This window comes from Pseudarthrobacter sp. HLT1-3 (assembly GCF_059383535.1).
On the sequence record NZ_JBWZCJ010000005.1, the window covers coordinates 79,287 to 94,318 of the forward strand.

Consider the following 15,032-nt stretch of genomic DNA (forward strand, 5'->3'; position numbering starts at 1 on the left):
GTTCGGTAAGTTAGGGAGTGTGAAGATAGCTACCTGGAATGTGAACTCGCTCCGCGCCCGTGCCGACCGCGTTGAAGCCTGGCTTCAGCGCACCGCCTGTGATGTCCTGGCCATCCAGGAAACCAAGTGCAAGGACGACAACTTCCCGTGGGAGCTGTTCGAGAGCATGGGGTACGAAGTGGCGCACTACGGCGTGAGCCAGTGGAACGGCGTCGCCATCGCCTCGCGGGTGGGGCTCGACGACGTCGAGCGCACCTTCCTGGACCAGCCCGTCTTCGGCAAGAACGGCAAGGACGCCGTGCAGGAGGCCCGCGCCATTGGCGCCACCTGCGGCGGCATCAGGGTCTGGAGCCTTTACGTCCCCAACGGCCGGGCACTCGACGACGAGCACATGCCGTACAAGCTGGGCTGGCTGAACGCACTGAAGACGCACGCCGAGGGCAGGCTCCGGGCGGATCCGGAAGCCCAGATCGCCCTGATGGGCGACTGGAACATCGCCCCTCAGGACGACGACGTCTGGGACATCGACTACTTCCGCTCCGCGGGCCTCACCCACGTCAGCGAGCCGGAACGGGCAGCGTTCCATGCCTTTGAGGACGCCGGCTTCCGGGACGTGGTCCGGCCCTACACCCCCGGCCCCGGCGTCTACACGTACTGGGACTACACGCAGCTGCGTTTCCCGAAGAAGGAGGGCATGCGGATCGACTTTGCCCTCGCCTCCCCCGCCCTGGCTGCCCGGGTCACCGGCGCCACGATCGACCGCGAGGAACGCAAGGGCAAGGGCGCTTCCGACCATGCCCCGGTAATCGTGAAGTTGAGCGACTGATGAGCGTCCCCCAGCCGGTGATCCTGTGACAGGCAACCTCTACCGCGGACAGGCCGGGCTGCCGTTCTCCTCCGCCCTGCGGATTTACGAACCCCTGGGGGCGTTTCCGGAGGAGCAGCAGGCGGCCCTGCGCGCGGCCGCGGCCGGGAGCCCGTCCCGCGCGGCGGTCGAAAACGCCGAACTGCTCGCCTCCCTGGGCCGCATCACCCGCCCGGGCGGCGACCCGTTCCCCACCGGGGCAACGGACCTGGTCCGGGTTGTCGCTGCGCGCCCGAACAGCACGCCCCATGCGGCGCCCGCTGACGACGGCGGCGCCGCGGCTCCCGCTGCCGGGACCGCTGCCACCGGGGAACCGGACGGACTTCTCTACTGCCCGAGCCAGCTGGTGCTCCGGGCCGGACTGGCCGCCAACGCCTTAATGGAGGGCATCCATGGGCCGCTGGCCCAGCTGCTGATCCCGGAAGAACAGCGTGACAGGCACCAGGAGCGCATCAATGACGTGCGGGCGCATGCCGGGCTGGGCCGGGTGCACACGCGGGCCTCCACGTGGGGCATCCCGTTCAGCTGGTTCTGCTTGTTCCAGGAATCGGACCCCACGGACGTGGTGGAATCCGACGGGCACATTGTCACTGTGCGCATCCGCGCGAACATTGCCCAAGCCCTGGAGCGGGTCCGCTATGCGGTGGCCCACCTGGCCCTTGCCGCGCCGGATCTGGACATGCTGGAGGACCTGACCCAGCTTACCGAGTGGCTGGAGCTCTTCCACACGGGCTCGGTGGTGGAACTGGATTATGGCGCGGTGGCGGACAAGGTTTACCCGGACGACTCACCCATGGATGTGCGGCTTGGCATTGAGTGCCTGGCCGAGGGGGACATGACCGGCGCCGCCGCGGCCTACCGACGGCTGGCGTCCCGCTGGGTCCCGATCCGGCAACTGGCCCGCGCTTCCTGACTGCTGGTTTTCCGGAGCAGCTTGTCAGAGCTACCGGGGTGGCGCCGTCGTGGTCCGGACGATCAGCTGGTGCGGGGCAACCGTGGAACGCACCGCCCCGGCGATCCCGTCGAGCTCGTCCAGGAGCATCTTCGTGCCCAGTTCGGCCTGCTCATCCGGGCGCTGTCTGACCGTGGTGAGACCCATGGCCTCCGAGAAGTCGTGGTCGTCGATCCCGATCACGGACAGGTCATCGGGGATCCGCACTCCGGCCCGGTTGGCTTCGAAGATAACGCCCATGGCCATCTCGTCCGAGGCGCAGAAGATTGCCGTTGGCTTCGACCCGGACCTGTCCCAAAGCCGGAGGAAGGCGTCCTGGCCGCTGCGGACCGTGAAATCCCCCCACTCGTCCCACTCCTCCCGGACGTTCAGCCCGGCTTCGGCCATCACGTCCTGGAAGGCCTGGATCCGGACCCGCGGTACGTCAAAGTTGAGGTCGGTTTCGTCGTCGCCGTGCAGCAAGGCGATGTTGGTGTGGCCGAGGTCAATCAGGTGCCGCACAGCGGTTGCGGCGGCGGCGTAGTCATCAATCCCGATGTACGGACATTCCTCGACATGGCCACCGACCACGACCAGCGGGATGTCAATCTTCTGGAGGTGTTGGATCTCCTCATGCGTCAGCGCCATACAAAGCACCAGCAGCGCGTCGATCTGCTTATAGACCATGGTCTTACTGAACAGCCGTTCACGGTTGCTGCCGTGGCCGCCCAGATTGAACAGCGAGAGGTTGTACTGCCGGGCGTGCAGTTCCCGGTCCGCTCCTTCAATGGCCTTGGAGAAATACCAGCGGCTGACGAACGGTGCCAGAACGCCGATGGTCCTGGTTCGCCCGGTGGCCAGCCCGGACGCAGAGGAGGAGGCCACGTAGCCCAGGGCTTCGGCAATTCCCAGGATCTTCTCCCGGGTGGCCGGCGAGACCCTGGGCAGGCCGCGGACCGCCCGGGACACGGTGGCGGTTGACACTCCGGCGGCAGCGGCCACATCCTCAATGCTGACGCCGGAGTGGCCGCCGCGCTGCGCTCTGTCTGTTGTTTTTGCCACCGTATCCCCTTGTCGACTCGCTGCGGAGGCACCTCGCGGCCCTCGGAAGGCCTCCATCAGCTGCGCCCCCCACAGCAACAGGAGTCACTCTCACGGATTCAGTTGCTGCCGGTGCCGCCCTGTTGAACAGCCCGGTTAGCCCTTGAGCCCACCAGCGAGCAGGCCGCGGACAAAGTACCGCTGCAGCCCGAAGAAGACCGCCAGCGGGACAATGATTGATACGAACGCCGCGGCGGGATTCAGGAAGTCTTTGTTGCCGCGGGTGCCGGAGATCTCCGCCAGCCGCTGGGTGATGGGTGCAACATCAGCGGTGCCGCCGGAGAACACGAGGGCCACCAGCAGGTCGTTCCAGACCCAGAGGAACTGGAAGATAGCCAGCGACGCCAGCGCCGGCACGGACAGGGGCAGGATGATTCGCCAGAAAATGGTGGTGTGCCCGGCACCGTCGACCCTGGCAGCCTCGATCATTTCGCCGGGGATCTCCGAGATGAAGTTGTGAAGCAGGAAGATACCCAGAGGCAGTCCGAACATCGTGTGGGCAATCCACAGTTGCGCGTAGGAGCCGGAAGGCAGCTGCAGGACCTGGGTGAACAGCTGGAGCAGCGGGATCAGGGACATCTGCAGCGGGATGATCTGCAGGGCGAAGACGAAAATGAACAGACCGTCTTTGCCCTTGAACTTTCCCCAGGCGAAGATGTAGGCCGCCATGGACGCCAGGACCAGAATGAACAGGGTGACGGGTATAACAATGGCGAGGGAGTTCACGAAGTACTGAGACAAATTCGGGGACTGGGAACCCGCCGATGCGGTCACGTCGATATAGTGCTGGAACGTGAATTGCCAGTCCCCAAAGAAGTTCCACCACCCGTCCGAGCGCGGTCCGACCTGTTTCGGTGCCGGGCGGAACGACGAGACAAACAGGCCGAACGTCGGCACCGTCCAGACGACGGCGATCAGCAGAGCCGCCGCCGTGGCCCAGCGTGACGTTAGTTTCTGCCTGACCCTTCGCATGATCGGAGGGCCATCCTCGGGCGATCCGGTGATGCCCGGCTCGGTGCGGGGTCGGGTACGGGTCGCTTCGGAGGCCTCGTCCGGAACTGGGGTGGCGGTCATCGAATCTCCCTTTGCTGACGAAGGACGCGGGCGTTGTACACCACGATGGGCAGGACCAGCAGGAACAGCACAAGGGCGAGAGCCGCACCGCGGCCTGGTTCACCGGCCCGGAAGGCCTGCGTGTACATCTCATTGGCGATGACGGAGGTATCGTAATTTCCGGCTGTCATCGTCCGGACGATGTCGAAGACCTTCAGCGTCGCGATCGTGATGGTGGTCAGCACCACGACCAGTGCCCCGCGGATTCCGGGAACGGTTACGTTGCGGAACTGCTGCCACGGGTTCGCCCCGTCCAAACGGGCGGCCTCAACCAGTTCCGTGGGGACACCCTTAATAGCGGCCGACAAAATGACCATGGCGAACCCGGTCTGAATCCAGACCATCACAATAATCAGGAAGATCGTGTTTTCCGGCGCATCCAGCAGGAACTGCTTAGGCTGCAGCCCCATGGCAACGCGGAGGAAATTCAGTACGCCTGTTTGCTCAATAGCGGGACCCCGGTAGTCGTAGACAAGTTTCCATATGATGCCTGCTCCAACGAAGGAGATGGCCATCGGCATGAACACCAAGGCCTTCAGCACTTTTTCGCCCCGCGCCTTGTCGATGAACACGGCGTAAGCAAGGCCAAATCCTGTCGACAACAATGGCACAAGGACAGTCCAGACGATGGTGTTCCTGAGCGTCACCAGCGCTTCCGGCTGAGTAAACATCCAGACAAAGTTGTCGACGCCGTTCGGCTGGCCCTTGGCATCAGTAAAAGCGAAGAACGAGGTCTGAATGGCCGGATACACAAGACCCACCAGCATCAGGATCGCCGCCGGTGCCAGAAAGCCGATGACGGTCAGTTTGTCTTTTGACGATTTTGGGGCCTTGTCCACCACAAGCATGATGAGCCCAATAATGGCGGCAAAGACCGCCAGGGCAATCACGACTTGTAGAAGTTTCCCTCCGATAAATTCCATAGCCCATCCTCCGAGGTGTCCGTGGATCTGTGAGTGCGAGAGAATACGCTGCCTTCCTGCTTAAGGAGTCTTACGCAGGAAGGCAGCGCACTTTGCGTCAGCTCTTGGGCCAGCTGGATTCGATGGTGTCGGCCACCTGCTGGGAGGGCGTGCCGTTAATCCAGGTGACAATTCCCTTCCAGAAGGAGTTCGAGCCGACTGCACCGGGCATCAGGTCAGACCCATCAAAGCGGAATACCGTCTTGGGGTCCTGAAGGAGCTTGACAGACTGCTTGTCCAGTTCGGACTGGGCGTTGTTCGGATCGAGTCCCTTGTTGGCACTGATGACGCCGCCCAGTTTCACGCGATTGTTGGCGAAGTCTGCACTGGCCATGTAGGCCAGGTACGCCTGGACCTCGGGGGTGTCCTTGTACGCGCCTACCATTTCGCCGCCACCGGTGATGGATTCGCCCCTGCTGGCGTCGATCGGCGGGGTCATGAACGCCCAGACATCGCCTTCCGGAGCGACAACGGTCCCTGCCGGCCAGTTGGCGGCCTGGAAGTTGGCCTGGTGGTGCATGGCGCACTGCCCGTCCAGCACGGGCTGCCCGGCCTGCGCAAAGCCGGTTGTCAGAATGGACCGTACGTCGCCGAAGCCGCCGTTGACGAAGTCCTGGTTGAGCAGGATTTCACCCGTCTTGTCGAAGGCGCTGACGATCTTGGGATCATTGAAGGGAATCTGGTGGCTGACCCACTGGTCGTAGACTTCGGGGCCCTCGGCCCGGAGGACCACATCTTCAATCCAGTCCGTGCCCGGCCAGCCGGTAGCTTCGCCGGACTCGAATCCCGCACACCACGCCTTCATCGTCTTGTCGTCCGTGATCTTCTTGCTGAGAGTCAGCATCTCATCCCAGGTCTTGGGGACTTCCCAGCCCTTGTCCTTGAATGTTTTAGGTGCGTACCAGACATAGCCCTTGACGTTGGCCAGCATGGGGGCCGTGTAGAACTTGCCGTCGACGGTTCCGTACTTCTTCCAGTCGGCCGACCAGTTCTTGTCGACAAGGTCGGAAACGGCTTTCGGGGCTTCCTTCAGGTTGCCGGCCCTCGCCTGGTCAGCCATGAGTCCGGGCTGCGGGAAAATGGCGACGTCCGGGGCGTTCCCGGCCTTGGCGCGCACACCGATCTGGGTCTCGAATTCCTTGCTGCCTTCATATTTCACAGTGATGCCGGTGCACTTCTCAAAGGGTTCCCAGGCGGCTTCAAGATTGGTCGCTTCAATATCGACAATCGTCGAGTAAACGGAAACCGTCTTGCCGTCGTGCTTGCCGTAGCTGGAATATGCAGCGCAGTCTGTGCCCGTTGCAGAGCCGGTGGTGCCGGAGCCGCCGTTGGATCCGCTACAGGCGGTCAGGGATAAGGCCAAAACCCCGAACGTGGCGACGGGCAGCAAATAGTTGCGGTTCTTCATGCGGAAAACTCCTCATTGACTGGGTAGAGATCGGCGTTGGAGCAGCGGTGCGTTCGTGTGGTGCCCATCACGGTAATCATCATCCGGTGAGGAATGCAAGCGTTTACACACAACCTTTACGTAAAGGAGACCGTTGCCCTGCCGACAGAATTACCCGCCGTTCCGTGCCATTCCAGCGGAGGCGGCCCTCCTGGCGCCCTCAAGAAGCCGCCCCGGGCGTGTTGCCGAAAGCTCACACCGCAGGGTCAGCGGACCCGCTCGGCCCGCCCGAACCTCGACCGCGCACCGGCGGCGATATGGATGAGCACCGGCGTGCGTTTGCCGAGCGCCGCGTCGAGGGCCTCCATCAGGCCGGACACCTCGGCCGCGAGCCGGTGCGGGGCGACACCCTGGCGCGGCTGGATCCTGATTTTCAGGGCAGGCTGGCCGCGGAACTCGTAGGTTGCCACAGTGGTGCCGGCCAGGTCCGGCCGGTCGGCCAGGGCAGCCCGGAGCGCCTGTTCGGCCACGCCGCTGCCGATCCGGACGTTTCCGGGCACTTCGCCGGGATCCTCTTCAGACACGAGCAGGCTGGCGCGGCCCTTGCCCTGCTGGGCGGCCCAGGCCACCATGGCGGCAATGACCAGAAGCAGGGCCAGGACGATCACAATCCAGAGCCAGCTCTCCGCACGCCCCGGAAACCGCGTGCGTTCGAAGAGGTCACGCCAGATGCTCCACACTCCGGCGGACCAGCCCTGCCACCAGCGCCCGACGGCGGGAACGCCCGCGAGCAGGATGAGCAGGATCCCGATGGCGAGGAGCTTGAGCCCGAGGACGCCGATCAGGATCCGGTTGAGGATCCGGGGGGTGCCGTTCATGCGCCGATCACCCCTGCCGACGTGACGTTGACCCGCACGTCCGGTGCGGGGGTGGGGCCCATGTCCCGGAGTTCGTCCTCGACGGCAGCGCGGACGGCATCCGGGCTCAGCGGCACGCCGGAGGTCGGCCGGACGTTGACTTCTACCTGCTGCCGGGACACCGTCACCATCACCTGTTCCTGACTCAAATTAGCCGCCACCCGGGCCCTGCGCGCCAGAGCAGAGGCAATCACCTCGTCATCCACGACGACGGCGGCGCGCCGGTCCCAGAGAAGGTGACGGGCCCGGCGGCCGGGCAGTACCGCGTTGAGGAAAAAGAACAGCCCTGCCATCACCAACACCGCGCCAATGACACCAAGCAGAAGCGGCGGGACCCCGCTAGGGAGCGCCACCACCCGGTCGGCCGCCGTCTGCGGATCCACGAGCCAGGGCGGCTGTCCAATGGCCCGGACCGCGGTTTCCAGGAGGGCGTAGACACAAAAAGCAATCACCAGAACGGCGGCGATGATCGAGGCCACGGCCCGTGAGGAGTGGGTCTCACGTTTGAGGATTTCTTCCATGCCCGCGACACCGGTTTCCGCAGGGGCCGAACTGCCGGCGGGGCTGCCAGTCGACGGTGCCGCCGAAGGTGCGGCCTCCGGAGCAGGCGGAACGTGGCGGCCGTGGGTGGAATCATGGTCGGTGGGGTGGCTCAATGGACCCGTCCTCCTTCACTCATGCTGGCGCCGCTGATGCGGATATCCACCCGGCTCAGACGGGAACCGCTCAGCTCGGACACGCGTTGCAGGATCTCAGCTTTGGCGGCCACGGCCCGGTCCCAGATGGAGCCGCCGAAGACCCCAACGCGTCCGGGGTCACGCAGGACTGCTGTCAACGAGGGGACAGCAATGGGTGAGACAAGCGACAGCGCCAGCAGGCCGTCGTCATCGGACCACTCGGCCCGAATCTCGTGCGGCGTGACGCCGAGGGCTTCCGCCGCGGCAGCCCGCGCCACACTGGTGAGTGCCTGGGTGCTGATCCTGGTGTGTCCTGCCCTCGCGGTCGCGGCAACAGCACCAGCCGTGCCGCTCATGAGGAGGAACGCCGGCCTGTGAGGGCGTCAAGCACGCTGCGCAGGTCCAGTTTCCCTTCCGCGGCACGGCCCAGCAGGGCTCCGATCCCCATGAAAAGCAGGGCGCCGAGGAAACCCCAGACGCCGAATTGGAAGGACATGAACGCCACGAAGGCGCCCATGGCGATCCCTACAACCGTGAGATTCACTGGATGGCCTCCCTTGCAGTCCGGGTTTCAGCCGCGGCGCCTGACTTCGGCGGGCCGGGCACGTAGACGTCGGTGATTTCGATGTTGACCTCGATGACCTGGAGCCCAACAAGCTCCTCGACCGCCGCATACACTGCGGCCCGGATCTGGTCCGCGAGGGCGTGCAGGGGTGTTCCGTAGAGCGCCACCAGGTCAATATCGACGGCCACCTGGGTTTCGCCGACCTCGGCGCGGACGCCGGCGGCGTGGTCCGAGCTGCCGACGGCGTCACGGAAGGCGCCGAGCGCGCGGGACGGGCCGGTCCCCAGGGAGTAGACGCCGGGGACCGCGCGGGCGGCGATGCCCGCGACCTTAGCGACGGCGGCTTCGGAAATGACGGTCCTGCCCCCGCCGGGCATCGGCGCGGTGACGGGCGGCTCGGGCACGCGGGCAGCCGCGGGCTGAGAATTCTGGTATTCCATGAGGCACTCCCCCTTCTCTTTGTGACCACCCTAGTACCTGCCCCGGACAAGGGCGCCGCTTCCTGCAGGAATCGCTTAGTGCATCAAGACAGTGGAGTCGGGGCACGGGCCCGGTCGGCGGCGGCTCCCGCCTCCCCGGCTATGCTTGCGGCCATGGCGATCATCCACGCGGCCGACCTGCAGCCGACGAAACTCGAACTCCTTGAAGCATGGCTGCCCCACCAGTCCTGGTTTCCGCAGCCCGGCACGGCCGCACTGCGCAGAACGGCCGAACTGAGCAAAGTGGGCTCGTACCGGTTCGATGACCCTGCCGGCGAGGTCGGGATGGAGACGATGATCGTCTCCGCCGGGGGCGCCACCGTTCAGGTACCCCTTTCGTACCGGGCCGAGCCCCTGGCCGGCGCGGAGGCGTGGTTGATTGGAACAATGCAGCACTCAGTGCTCGGCACCCGGTGGGTTTATGATGCCTGCGCCGATCCCGTCTACATGGCAGCATTGGCGGCCGGCATCATGCTGTGCCAGCCCCAGGCGGAGCAGTACCTCGAAGTAGAGGGCCCACAAAACCTGCTGCCCCGGTCGGTCTCCGTGCAGAGCACCGGGCCGAAGCAGGATGAAGTTCCCGATATCTCTTCGGCCACGCCACGCATCACGGCCGCCGGCACCCTGATCGAAACCGCAACCCTGCACTTGCTCGTTGTCCGGCTGCTGGACCTGGTGGAGCAGCCCGGCGTCGATCTGGAGCTGACCGGCACCTGGGAAGGACAAGTGGACAACGTCAGACTCGCCGCCATAACCAAAAAGGCCTCCTGAAGGTATGAATGCTGGCAGCGCCACCGATTCCGTGCGCGAGGCTTACAACACGGTTGCCGCCTCGTACGCGCGCCTGCTCGCCGACGCATCCTTCGAGTCGGCGCTGGAGCTGGCCATGGTTCAGCAGTTCGCTGACGCCGTGTCAGCCGGTACTCCGGACGCAGGCATCCTCGATGCAGGTTGCGGTGCCGGCCGGATGATCTCCCACCTCGAGACGCTGGGGCTTTCGGACATTGAAGGAGTGGACCTGTCGGAAGGCATGATCGAGCAGGCCCGCAACGCCCACCCTCACCGTCGCTTCAAAATCGGCGACCTCTCCGCCCTCCCCTATCCTGACCGGCACTTCCGCGGTGTCTTGGGCTGGTACTCGGTCATTCACACACCGCCGCACCAGCTGCCCGATGTCATCACAGAGCTGGCCCGGGTGACACGCCCCGGCGGCCACGTCCTCCTGGGCTTCCAGGCGGGCACCGGCCACCGAACGCTCGACCGCGCCTACGGCCACGATGTGGCCCTCACCGCCCATCTGCACGATCCCGCCGCGACTGCCGGACACTTAGTTCGCCGAGGGTTCGCGATCGCCGCCGAGCTGACGCGGGAAGCGCGGCCAACCGAAGCCCAGGCGCAGGCATTCATCCTCGCAAGGCGTTCGGGCTGAACGCTGGCGGGACGAATTGTGCCCGGGCGGCTCCGTCAGGCGGGCGACGCGCAGCAGAGCCGAACTACACTCCGTAGATGGGGTTCTCACCGATCGGGCTCGCAGTCAGCGTTGCGGTACTCGCACCGAACATGCTGATGCTGATCTTCCCGCCGCGGGATGCGCAGCCCCTCGTTCGTGTCCCGGGACCGGTTTCGTGGCTGGAACGCGCAGGGCAGGCGCTGTGCCTCGTCGTTCCCGCGGTCACGGCGCCAACCGAAATCATCTGGCCTTGGCTCGCTTTGGTCCTGGCGGCGCTGACCGGCTACTACGCGCTCTGGTGGCGCTACCTCACCCGGGGCCGAACCTGGTCATTGCTGTACCAGCCGCTGAGTGCCGTGCCCGTTCCCATGGCCGTCCTTCCCGTCGTGGCCTTCTTCGCCGCCGCGGGCTGGCTCGGCAATTGGTGGACCGCCCTCGCGGCAGCAATCCTCGCCCTCGGCCACATCCCCGCGGCCATCGTCGTCGCCCGGTCGCTTCACGAGAATATTCGCGGCCATGGCTGACCGGCCACCGCAGCGTTTCGGCCGGTAACGCATCGGGTTGCCGTGGCCGGAAGCGGCGGCGTAGTCTGCCCGACCGAATACGCCGACGTAGTCGGACGATTCCTCGACGGACGTCCTCCCGCGGGACCGAGCGACACCGCTGCCGCCCGTCCGGCGTCGAACAGCAGACCGGCAGACCGGTCAGCCGGGCCACCCTCCACACTGGACGCCAGGCTTGCCACTTTCCGTGCCAGCCACCGGTATCGAACGCTCGACGTCGGCGGGCTGCGCTGGCGCTATCTGGCCGGCGGCGCTGGAGAACAGACGGTACTGCTGCCCTCCCGAGGGACAAGGCTGCCGGACATGTACCTGCTGCTGATCGAAGCGCTGGAACGGGATTTCCGCGTCATCGCGCCGGCTTACCCCGCCGGCGCAGGCATCGCCGGACTTGCCGACGGCCGCCGCGGTCCTCGACGCCGAGGGCGTCAGCCTGGCAGATGTGCTGGGTTCCTCCTTCGGCGGCTTTGCGGCCCAGACGTTCGCCCGCCGGCATCCCGACCGTGTGCGGCGCCTGGTGCTCGCGAACACCGGGAGCCCGGCCGCAACCCCGCTTCCGTTGCTTCCGTTCCTCATCCGGTTCCTGGCTGTCCTTCCGGAAACCGCGGTGCGCTCGTTGACCGGATGGAATTGGCTCCGCTGGTTTGTCCCGGAATCACAGGCGGACGCGATTTTCTGGAAGTCGCTCAGCCAACTGGTTCATTAGTGCAACTCACGTCGGCCACTCAGCCGCGTGATCGTCCAGCCCGACGGGACTGCCGCGCGACACATCGCATTCTCTGCCAGCCCGTCGACCCGTCGGAGGCCATGCTGGCGGTCGTTCGCTAACTGTGCGAGCAGCTGCGCGCCGCTCACGACTCAGGTTCGTATCCAATGGGGCGGGGCAGCGCTAGCGCGTCGTGGCGGGTCAGCACGCCGGGAAACTGGCGAGGATTCCCCTCGACTGATCCAGAAGCGACGCCGCCTGCTCGTCCGCAATCTTGCCCGAGCGTTGCCCTGCGTCGACAAGTCTGATGTAGGCCCCGAGAGCGTCGGCCGCCTTCTTCTCATTAGCACCGGTCTGGTTCTGCAGGAAGTTTGCCGCCCTGTCCAGCTGGGCGAGCATGCCGGGACGTACGTCTGCATCCAGGGATGCGGTGACCTCCCTCAGGTTCGACAGCGGCGCGAGGGGATCGTAGTCACCAACCCCGAAGTTCGCGTCCTCGTTGTACAACAGCACTGGTTTGCCGCCACCATCGGACGCGGGGCCGAGCGCCACCGCCCTTTGGAGGGTGTTGGCGGCGTCGGCAAACGACGAGTCCGAGGGCAGCGACGTGGAATTGAACATCGTTCTCTCCGGGTCGATGAGAACCAGGTGTACTTGCTCCACCGGCCGTCCGAACAGCGTGGAAGCCGCGGTTGCGGAGGCTTCGGCCGTAACCGTATAGCTGTCTTCAACAATTGTGGTCCCCGCATCATTGAAAACACCGATGGAGGTGCCGGAGCCTGTAAACGACACACACTGGTCTCCAACCTCTACGACCAGACGGTTCAACGGCCCGTATAAGGCGTGCGTGGCCGATGAGTCGAAAGGGGTCAGGCCAGGGTCGTAGAAATAGGTGAGTCTCACCGGTTCGTCGGCAGCGCCCCCGACCCGGGTGGCGTCGATCGTAGTATCGAGCCTGTAGGCTTCCTGGGTTGCGGCCGGTGCCGGGGCTGCGTAGCCCGTGAACGGCAGAACGGCGAGCGCCAAAGAGAGGACTGCAGCAGCCGCGATGGTACGCGGCATGTAGGTAGTCATGGCGTTTGCTCCCATGGTGAAAGGATGTCCCGCCTTGGCGGTGCCTGCGGCAGCGAAGGCGCAAATGATTCCGGGCAGATGCCCTGACTGCGGCCTTAACGTGTCGGCCGCCGTAGCCCAAAAGCCTGCGTGTCCCATAGGAGGGGAGCGGCGTGCCCCCTATGCTAAACCCGGGGGAGAGCGCCACGCTAGGATTCCGGAAATGATCTACTCAATTGGGCCTGTCTCAGCGCCGGAGCTTTTGCGAATGAGACTTCTACCAGGGGGATACCGGAGGTCTGTACCCGTACTTGGCTGATTCCACCTGATTGAGACTGAATCGCCGGTCTCACGAGCAACGAAAAAACCCCGCCGTTCCCGTGTAAACACGGGAAACAGCGGGGTTCTAGCTGGTGGCTCCGACCGGCGTCGATCCGGTGACCTTTCGATTTTCAGTCGAACGCTCTACCAACTGAGCTACAGAGCCTAGGTGACATGTCACCATGAGAGCCGGAATTTCTTCTGGCAATCAGAGCGACCCTGACGGGACTTGAACCCGCGACCTCCGCCGTGACAGGGCGGCGCGCTAACCAACTGCGCTACAGGGCCTTGCTATTTTCTTGCTTCTCTGCAGTATCGCTACCGCAATTTTTCAAGGCCTTTAGCCTACCAGACTTTCACGCCCGGCCCGACCAGTTCCTTGCGTACCCCCAACGGGATTCGAACCCGTGCCGCCGCCGTGAAAGGGCGGTGTCCTAGGCCGCTAGACGATGGGGGCCAGAACGCCATCCGGTTGAACCAGGGCAAAAATTAAGGGCCGGAGCCGTTCATTTTTATCCTTTCGGGTTCCTCCGAACTGGACTATAAAACTATAAGGGCAGACCCCCGGATTATCCAAAATCGGCGGTCGCCGGCCTGTCCGGCGCTCATCGCCGCCGGTTCGGGTCCGGCTGCGCCCGCTCGACGTCGTCGGCCGCCGCCTGCTCGCCCTTGGCCCGCAAACCCGCGATGACGCCGTCGACGTCGGCGGCCGGCCGGTTCTGGCTGAGCTTCCGTTTCGCTTCCACCCGGGTGATGACAAGTTCGACGCCGACAATCGCCCGGAGCTGACCGGCGACGAACCGCGCCGGCGCGTCGTCCACCGACCAGGGCCGCTCCGAAGACGCTTCGTGCAGCGTCGTCAGCCGCCGGACCAGGGCTTCAACCCAGGCCGGGTCGTCATGGATCACGAGCCGGCCATAGACGTGCGCGGTGGTGTAGTTCCAGGTGGGGACCACCCGGCCGTGTTCAGCCTTGGACGGGTACCAGGACGGCGAGATGTACGCATCGGACCGCTGCAGGATGACGAGGGATTCGCCCAGCGCCGGCAGCAGCCACTGCTCATTGTTGCGGGCAACATGGCCCAGCAGCGCCCCGTGATCGCCGGCCGCCGGGTCGTAAACAAACGGCAGCAGAGTGGCGAGCAGGCCGCGCTCCGTCGAGGTCACCAGGTTTGCTGCGCCATGGTTCGACAGCAGCTCCGCGATGGCATCCTGGTCGACGGCGAAATGCGAGGGGACGTACATGATCGGTTCCTTCTTCGAGGTGATTTCTTCCACGCGCTGCGGGCAGGGCTGACAAGATCAGGCTACGAGCATGACAGCCAGTATGACCATGACCAACGCAATCCCGCCGTCGAGCACACGCCAGCTGCCCGGGCGGGCGAACAGCGGCGCGAGGTACCGGGCTCCGGTGCCGAGCGCAACGAACCAGACGACGCTGCCGAACCCCGCACCGGCAGCGAACCACCACCGCCCGTCCGCCCCGTGGGTCCCGGCCAGGGAACCCAGCAGCAGAACGGTGTCCAGGTAGACGTGCGGATTCAGCCAGGTCAACGCCAGGCAGGTCCCCAGCGCCGCCGCCCATGTCCCCTTGCACCCGGCAGCCGGCTGGGCCAGCTGCTCTCCGCGGATCGCCCGCAGGGCAGCCCTGCCGCCGTAGACCAGCAGGAAGATGGCCCCGGCCCAGCGCACCAGCTCCAGAACCGCGGGTGCCCGCTCAATCACGACGCCGACCCCGGCAACGCCCAGCACAATCAGCACCAGGTCGGAGATGGCGCACACGGCAACAACCAGCGCGACGTGCGCCCGCTGGACCCCCTGCCGGAGCACGAAGGCGTTCTGGGCGCCGATGGCCACGATGAGGGACAGCCCGCTTGCCAGGCCCGATACGAGAGAGAAGATCACACCACCCACGGTAGAGGCCGCCACAGGATGAAACCAGTTAA

General features: G+C 65.2%; 18 protein-coding genes and 3 tRNA genes. 6 read left to right on the top strand and 15 right to left on the bottom strand.

What is annotated here, in order from left to right:
- The first annotated feature begins 19 nt into the window (after positions 1–19).
- Positions 20–826, top strand: coding sequence for an exodeoxyribonuclease III (locus tag AC50X9_RS06150; protein WP_494891390.1), 807 nt, complete (start codon positions 20–22; stop codon positions 824–826).
- Positions 827–851: 25 nt separating this feature from the next.
- The gene (locus tag AC50X9_RS06155; protein WP_494891394.1) at positions 852–1,778 is read left to right on the top strand and encodes a DUF8083 family protein; all 927 of its coding nucleotides are present in this window, start codon (positions 852–854) and stop codon (positions 1,776–1,778) included.
- Positions 1,779–1,808: 30 nt separating this feature from the next.
- On the opposite strand, the gene AC50X9_RS06160 is transcribed toward AC50X9_RS06155, so the two are convergent.
- The 9 genes from AC50X9_RS06160 to AC50X9_RS06200 form a co-directional block, all read right to left on the bottom strand.
- Positions 1,809–2,858, bottom strand: a complete 1,050-nt coding sequence (locus tag AC50X9_RS06160) for a LacI family DNA-binding transcriptional regulator (protein ID WP_494891399.1) — start codon at positions 2,856–2,858, stop codon at positions 1,809–1,811.
- 135 nt (positions 2,859–2,993) lie between these two features.
- Entirely contained in the window at positions 2,994–3,971 is a 978-nt protein-coding gene (locus AC50X9_RS06165; RefSeq protein WP_494891401.1) for a carbohydrate ABC transporter permease, read from the bottom strand.
- Positions 3,968–4,933, bottom strand: coding sequence for a carbohydrate ABC transporter permease (locus tag AC50X9_RS06170; protein ID WP_494891403.1), 966 nt, complete (start codon positions 4,931–4,933; stop codon positions 3,968–3,970). The genes AC50X9_RS06165 and AC50X9_RS06170 overlap by 4 nt, the downstream gene beginning before the upstream one ends.
- Before the next feature lie 97 nt (positions 4,934–5,030).
- Positions 5,031–6,380, bottom strand: a complete 1,350-nt coding sequence (locus AC50X9_RS06175; RefSeq protein WP_494891405.1) for an ABC transporter substrate-binding protein — start codon at positions 6,378–6,380, stop codon at positions 5,031–5,033.
- 245 nt (positions 6,381–6,625) lie between these two features.
- Positions 6,626–7,237 (bottom strand): hypothetical protein, encoded by a 612-nt coding sequence (locus AC50X9_RS06180; protein WP_494891407.1) that lies wholly within the window; start codon positions 7,235–7,237, stop codon positions 6,626–6,628.
- On the bottom strand, positions 7,234–7,797 hold the full coding sequence (locus AC50X9_RS06185) for a DUF6286 domain-containing protein (protein WP_494891698.1): 564 nt from the start codon (positions 7,795–7,797) through the stop codon (positions 7,234–7,236). Before AC50X9_RS06185 ends, AC50X9_RS06180 begins: the two co-directional genes overlap by 4 nt.
- Before the next feature lie 131 nt (positions 7,798–7,928).
- Entirely contained in the window at positions 7,929–8,309 is a 381-nt protein-coding gene (locus AC50X9_RS06190) for a hypothetical protein (RefSeq protein WP_494891409.1), read from the bottom strand.
- The gene (locus tag AC50X9_RS06195; RefSeq protein WP_024367397.1) at positions 8,306–8,497 is read right to left on the bottom strand and encodes a hypothetical protein; all 192 of its coding nucleotides are present in this window, start codon (positions 8,495–8,497) and stop codon (positions 8,306–8,308) included. Before AC50X9_RS06195 ends, AC50X9_RS06190 begins: the two co-directional genes overlap by 4 nt.
- Entirely contained in the window at positions 8,494–8,958 is a 465-nt protein-coding gene (locus AC50X9_RS06200) for an Asp23/Gls24 family envelope stress response protein (protein WP_494891411.1), read from the bottom strand. Before AC50X9_RS06200 ends, AC50X9_RS06195 begins: the two co-directional genes overlap by 4 nt.
- Positions 8,959–9,111: 153 nt before the next feature.
- Between AC50X9_RS06200 and AC50X9_RS06205 the strand changes: the two genes are divergently transcribed.
- From AC50X9_RS06205 to AC50X9_RS06220, 4 genes are all read left to right on the top strand, one after another.
- Positions 9,112–9,768 carry a CG0192-related protein gene (locus tag AC50X9_RS06205; protein WP_494891413.1) on the top strand — a complete coding sequence of 219 codons (657 nt, stop codon included), beginning with the start codon at positions 9,112–9,114 and terminating at the stop codon, positions 9,766–9,768.
- Positions 9,769–9,772: 4 nt separating this feature from the next.
- Entirely contained in the window at positions 9,773–10,426 is a 654-nt protein-coding gene (locus tag AC50X9_RS06210) for a class I SAM-dependent methyltransferase (protein WP_494891415.1), read from the top strand.
- A gap of 77 nt (positions 10,427–10,503) precedes the next feature.
- Positions 10,504–10,971 (top strand): hypothetical protein, encoded by a 468-nt coding sequence (locus AC50X9_RS06215; RefSeq protein WP_494891421.1) that lies wholly within the window; start codon positions 10,504–10,506, stop codon positions 10,969–10,971.
- Between the two features lie 427 nt (positions 10,972–11,398).
- A complete protein-coding gene (locus AC50X9_RS06220) occupies positions 11,399–11,713 on the top strand; it encodes an alpha/beta fold hydrolase (RefSeq protein WP_494891424.1) in 315 nt (104 codons plus the stop codon).
- 201 nt (positions 11,714–11,914) lie between these two features.
- On the opposite strand, the gene AC50X9_RS06225 is transcribed toward AC50X9_RS06220, so the two are convergent.
- From AC50X9_RS06225 to AC50X9_RS06250, 6 genes are all read right to left on the bottom strand, one after another.
- The gene (locus AC50X9_RS06225; RefSeq protein WP_494891426.1) at positions 11,915–12,787 is read right to left on the bottom strand and encodes a hypothetical protein; all 873 of its coding nucleotides are present in this window, start codon (positions 12,785–12,787) and stop codon (positions 11,915–11,917) included.
- A 390-nt stretch (positions 12,788–13,177) separates the two neighbouring features.
- Positions 13,178–13,253 (bottom strand) — tRNA-Phe (locus tag AC50X9_RS06230).
- Between the two features lie 48 nt (positions 13,254–13,301).
- A tRNA-Asp gene (locus AC50X9_RS06235) sits at positions 13,302–13,375 on the bottom strand.
- A gap of 96 nt (positions 13,376–13,471) precedes the next feature.
- Positions 13,472–13,544, bottom strand: a tRNA-Glu gene (locus AC50X9_RS06240).
- 148 nt (positions 13,545–13,692) lie between these two features.
- Positions 13,693–14,331: an FMN-binding negative transcriptional regulator gene (locus tag AC50X9_RS06245; protein WP_494891700.1), complete on the bottom strand. Its 639-nt coding sequence runs from the start codon at positions 14,329–14,331 to the stop codon at positions 13,693–13,695.
- Positions 14,332–14,388: 57 nt separating this feature from the next.
- Positions 14,389–14,991 (bottom strand): LysE/ArgO family amino acid transporter, encoded by a 603-nt coding sequence (locus AC50X9_RS06250; RefSeq protein ID WP_494891428.1) that lies wholly within the window; start codon positions 14,989–14,991, stop codon positions 14,389–14,391.
- Positions 14,992–15,032: the final 41 nt, after the last annotated feature.

Coding starts and splice junctions, on each gene's coding strand:
- AC50X9_RS06165 (WP_494891401.1), bottom strand. CDS start 3,971: ATGACCGCCACCCCAGTTCCGGACGAGGCCTCCGAAGCGACCCGTACC.
- AC50X9_RS06170 (WP_494891403.1), bottom strand. CDS start 4,933: ATGGAATTTATCGGAGGGAAACTTCTACAAGTCGTGATTGCCCTGGCG.
- AC50X9_RS06175 (WP_494891405.1), bottom strand. CDS start 6,380: ATGAAGAACCGCAACTATTTGCTGCCCGTCGCCACGTTCGGGGTTTTG.
- AC50X9_RS06180 (WP_494891407.1), bottom strand. CDS start 7,237: ATGAACGGCACCCCCCGGATCCTCAACCGGATCCTGATCGGCGTCCTC.
- AC50X9_RS06185 (WP_494891698.1), bottom strand. CDS start 7,797: ATGGAAGAAATCCTCAAACGTGAGACCCACTCCTCACGGGCCGTGGCC.
- AC50X9_RS06190 (WP_494891409.1), bottom strand. CDS start 8,309: ATGAGCGGCACGGCTGGTGCTGTTGCCGCGACCGCGAGGGCAGGACAC.
- AC50X9_RS06200 (WP_494891411.1), bottom strand. CDS start 8,958: ATGGAATACCAGAATTCTCAGCCCGCGGCTGCCCGCGTGCCCGAGCCG.
- AC50X9_RS06205 (WP_494891413.1), top strand. CDS start 9,112: ATGGCGATCATCCACGCGGCCGACCTGCAGCCGACGAAACTCGAACTC.
- AC50X9_RS06210 (WP_494891415.1), top strand. CDS start 9,773: ATGAATGCTGGCAGCGCCACCGATTCCGTGCGCGAGGCTTACAACACG.
- AC50X9_RS06215 (WP_494891421.1), top strand. CDS start 10,504: ATGGGGTTCTCACCGATCGGGCTCGCAGTCAGCGTTGCGGTACTCGCA.
- AC50X9_RS06225 (WP_494891426.1), bottom strand. CDS start 12,787: ATGACTACCTACATGCCGCGTACCATCGCGGCTGCTGCAGTCCTCTCT.
- AC50X9_RS06245 (WP_494891700.1), bottom strand. CDS start 14,331: ATGTACGTCCCCTCGCATTTCGCCGTCGACCAGGATGCCATCGCGGAG.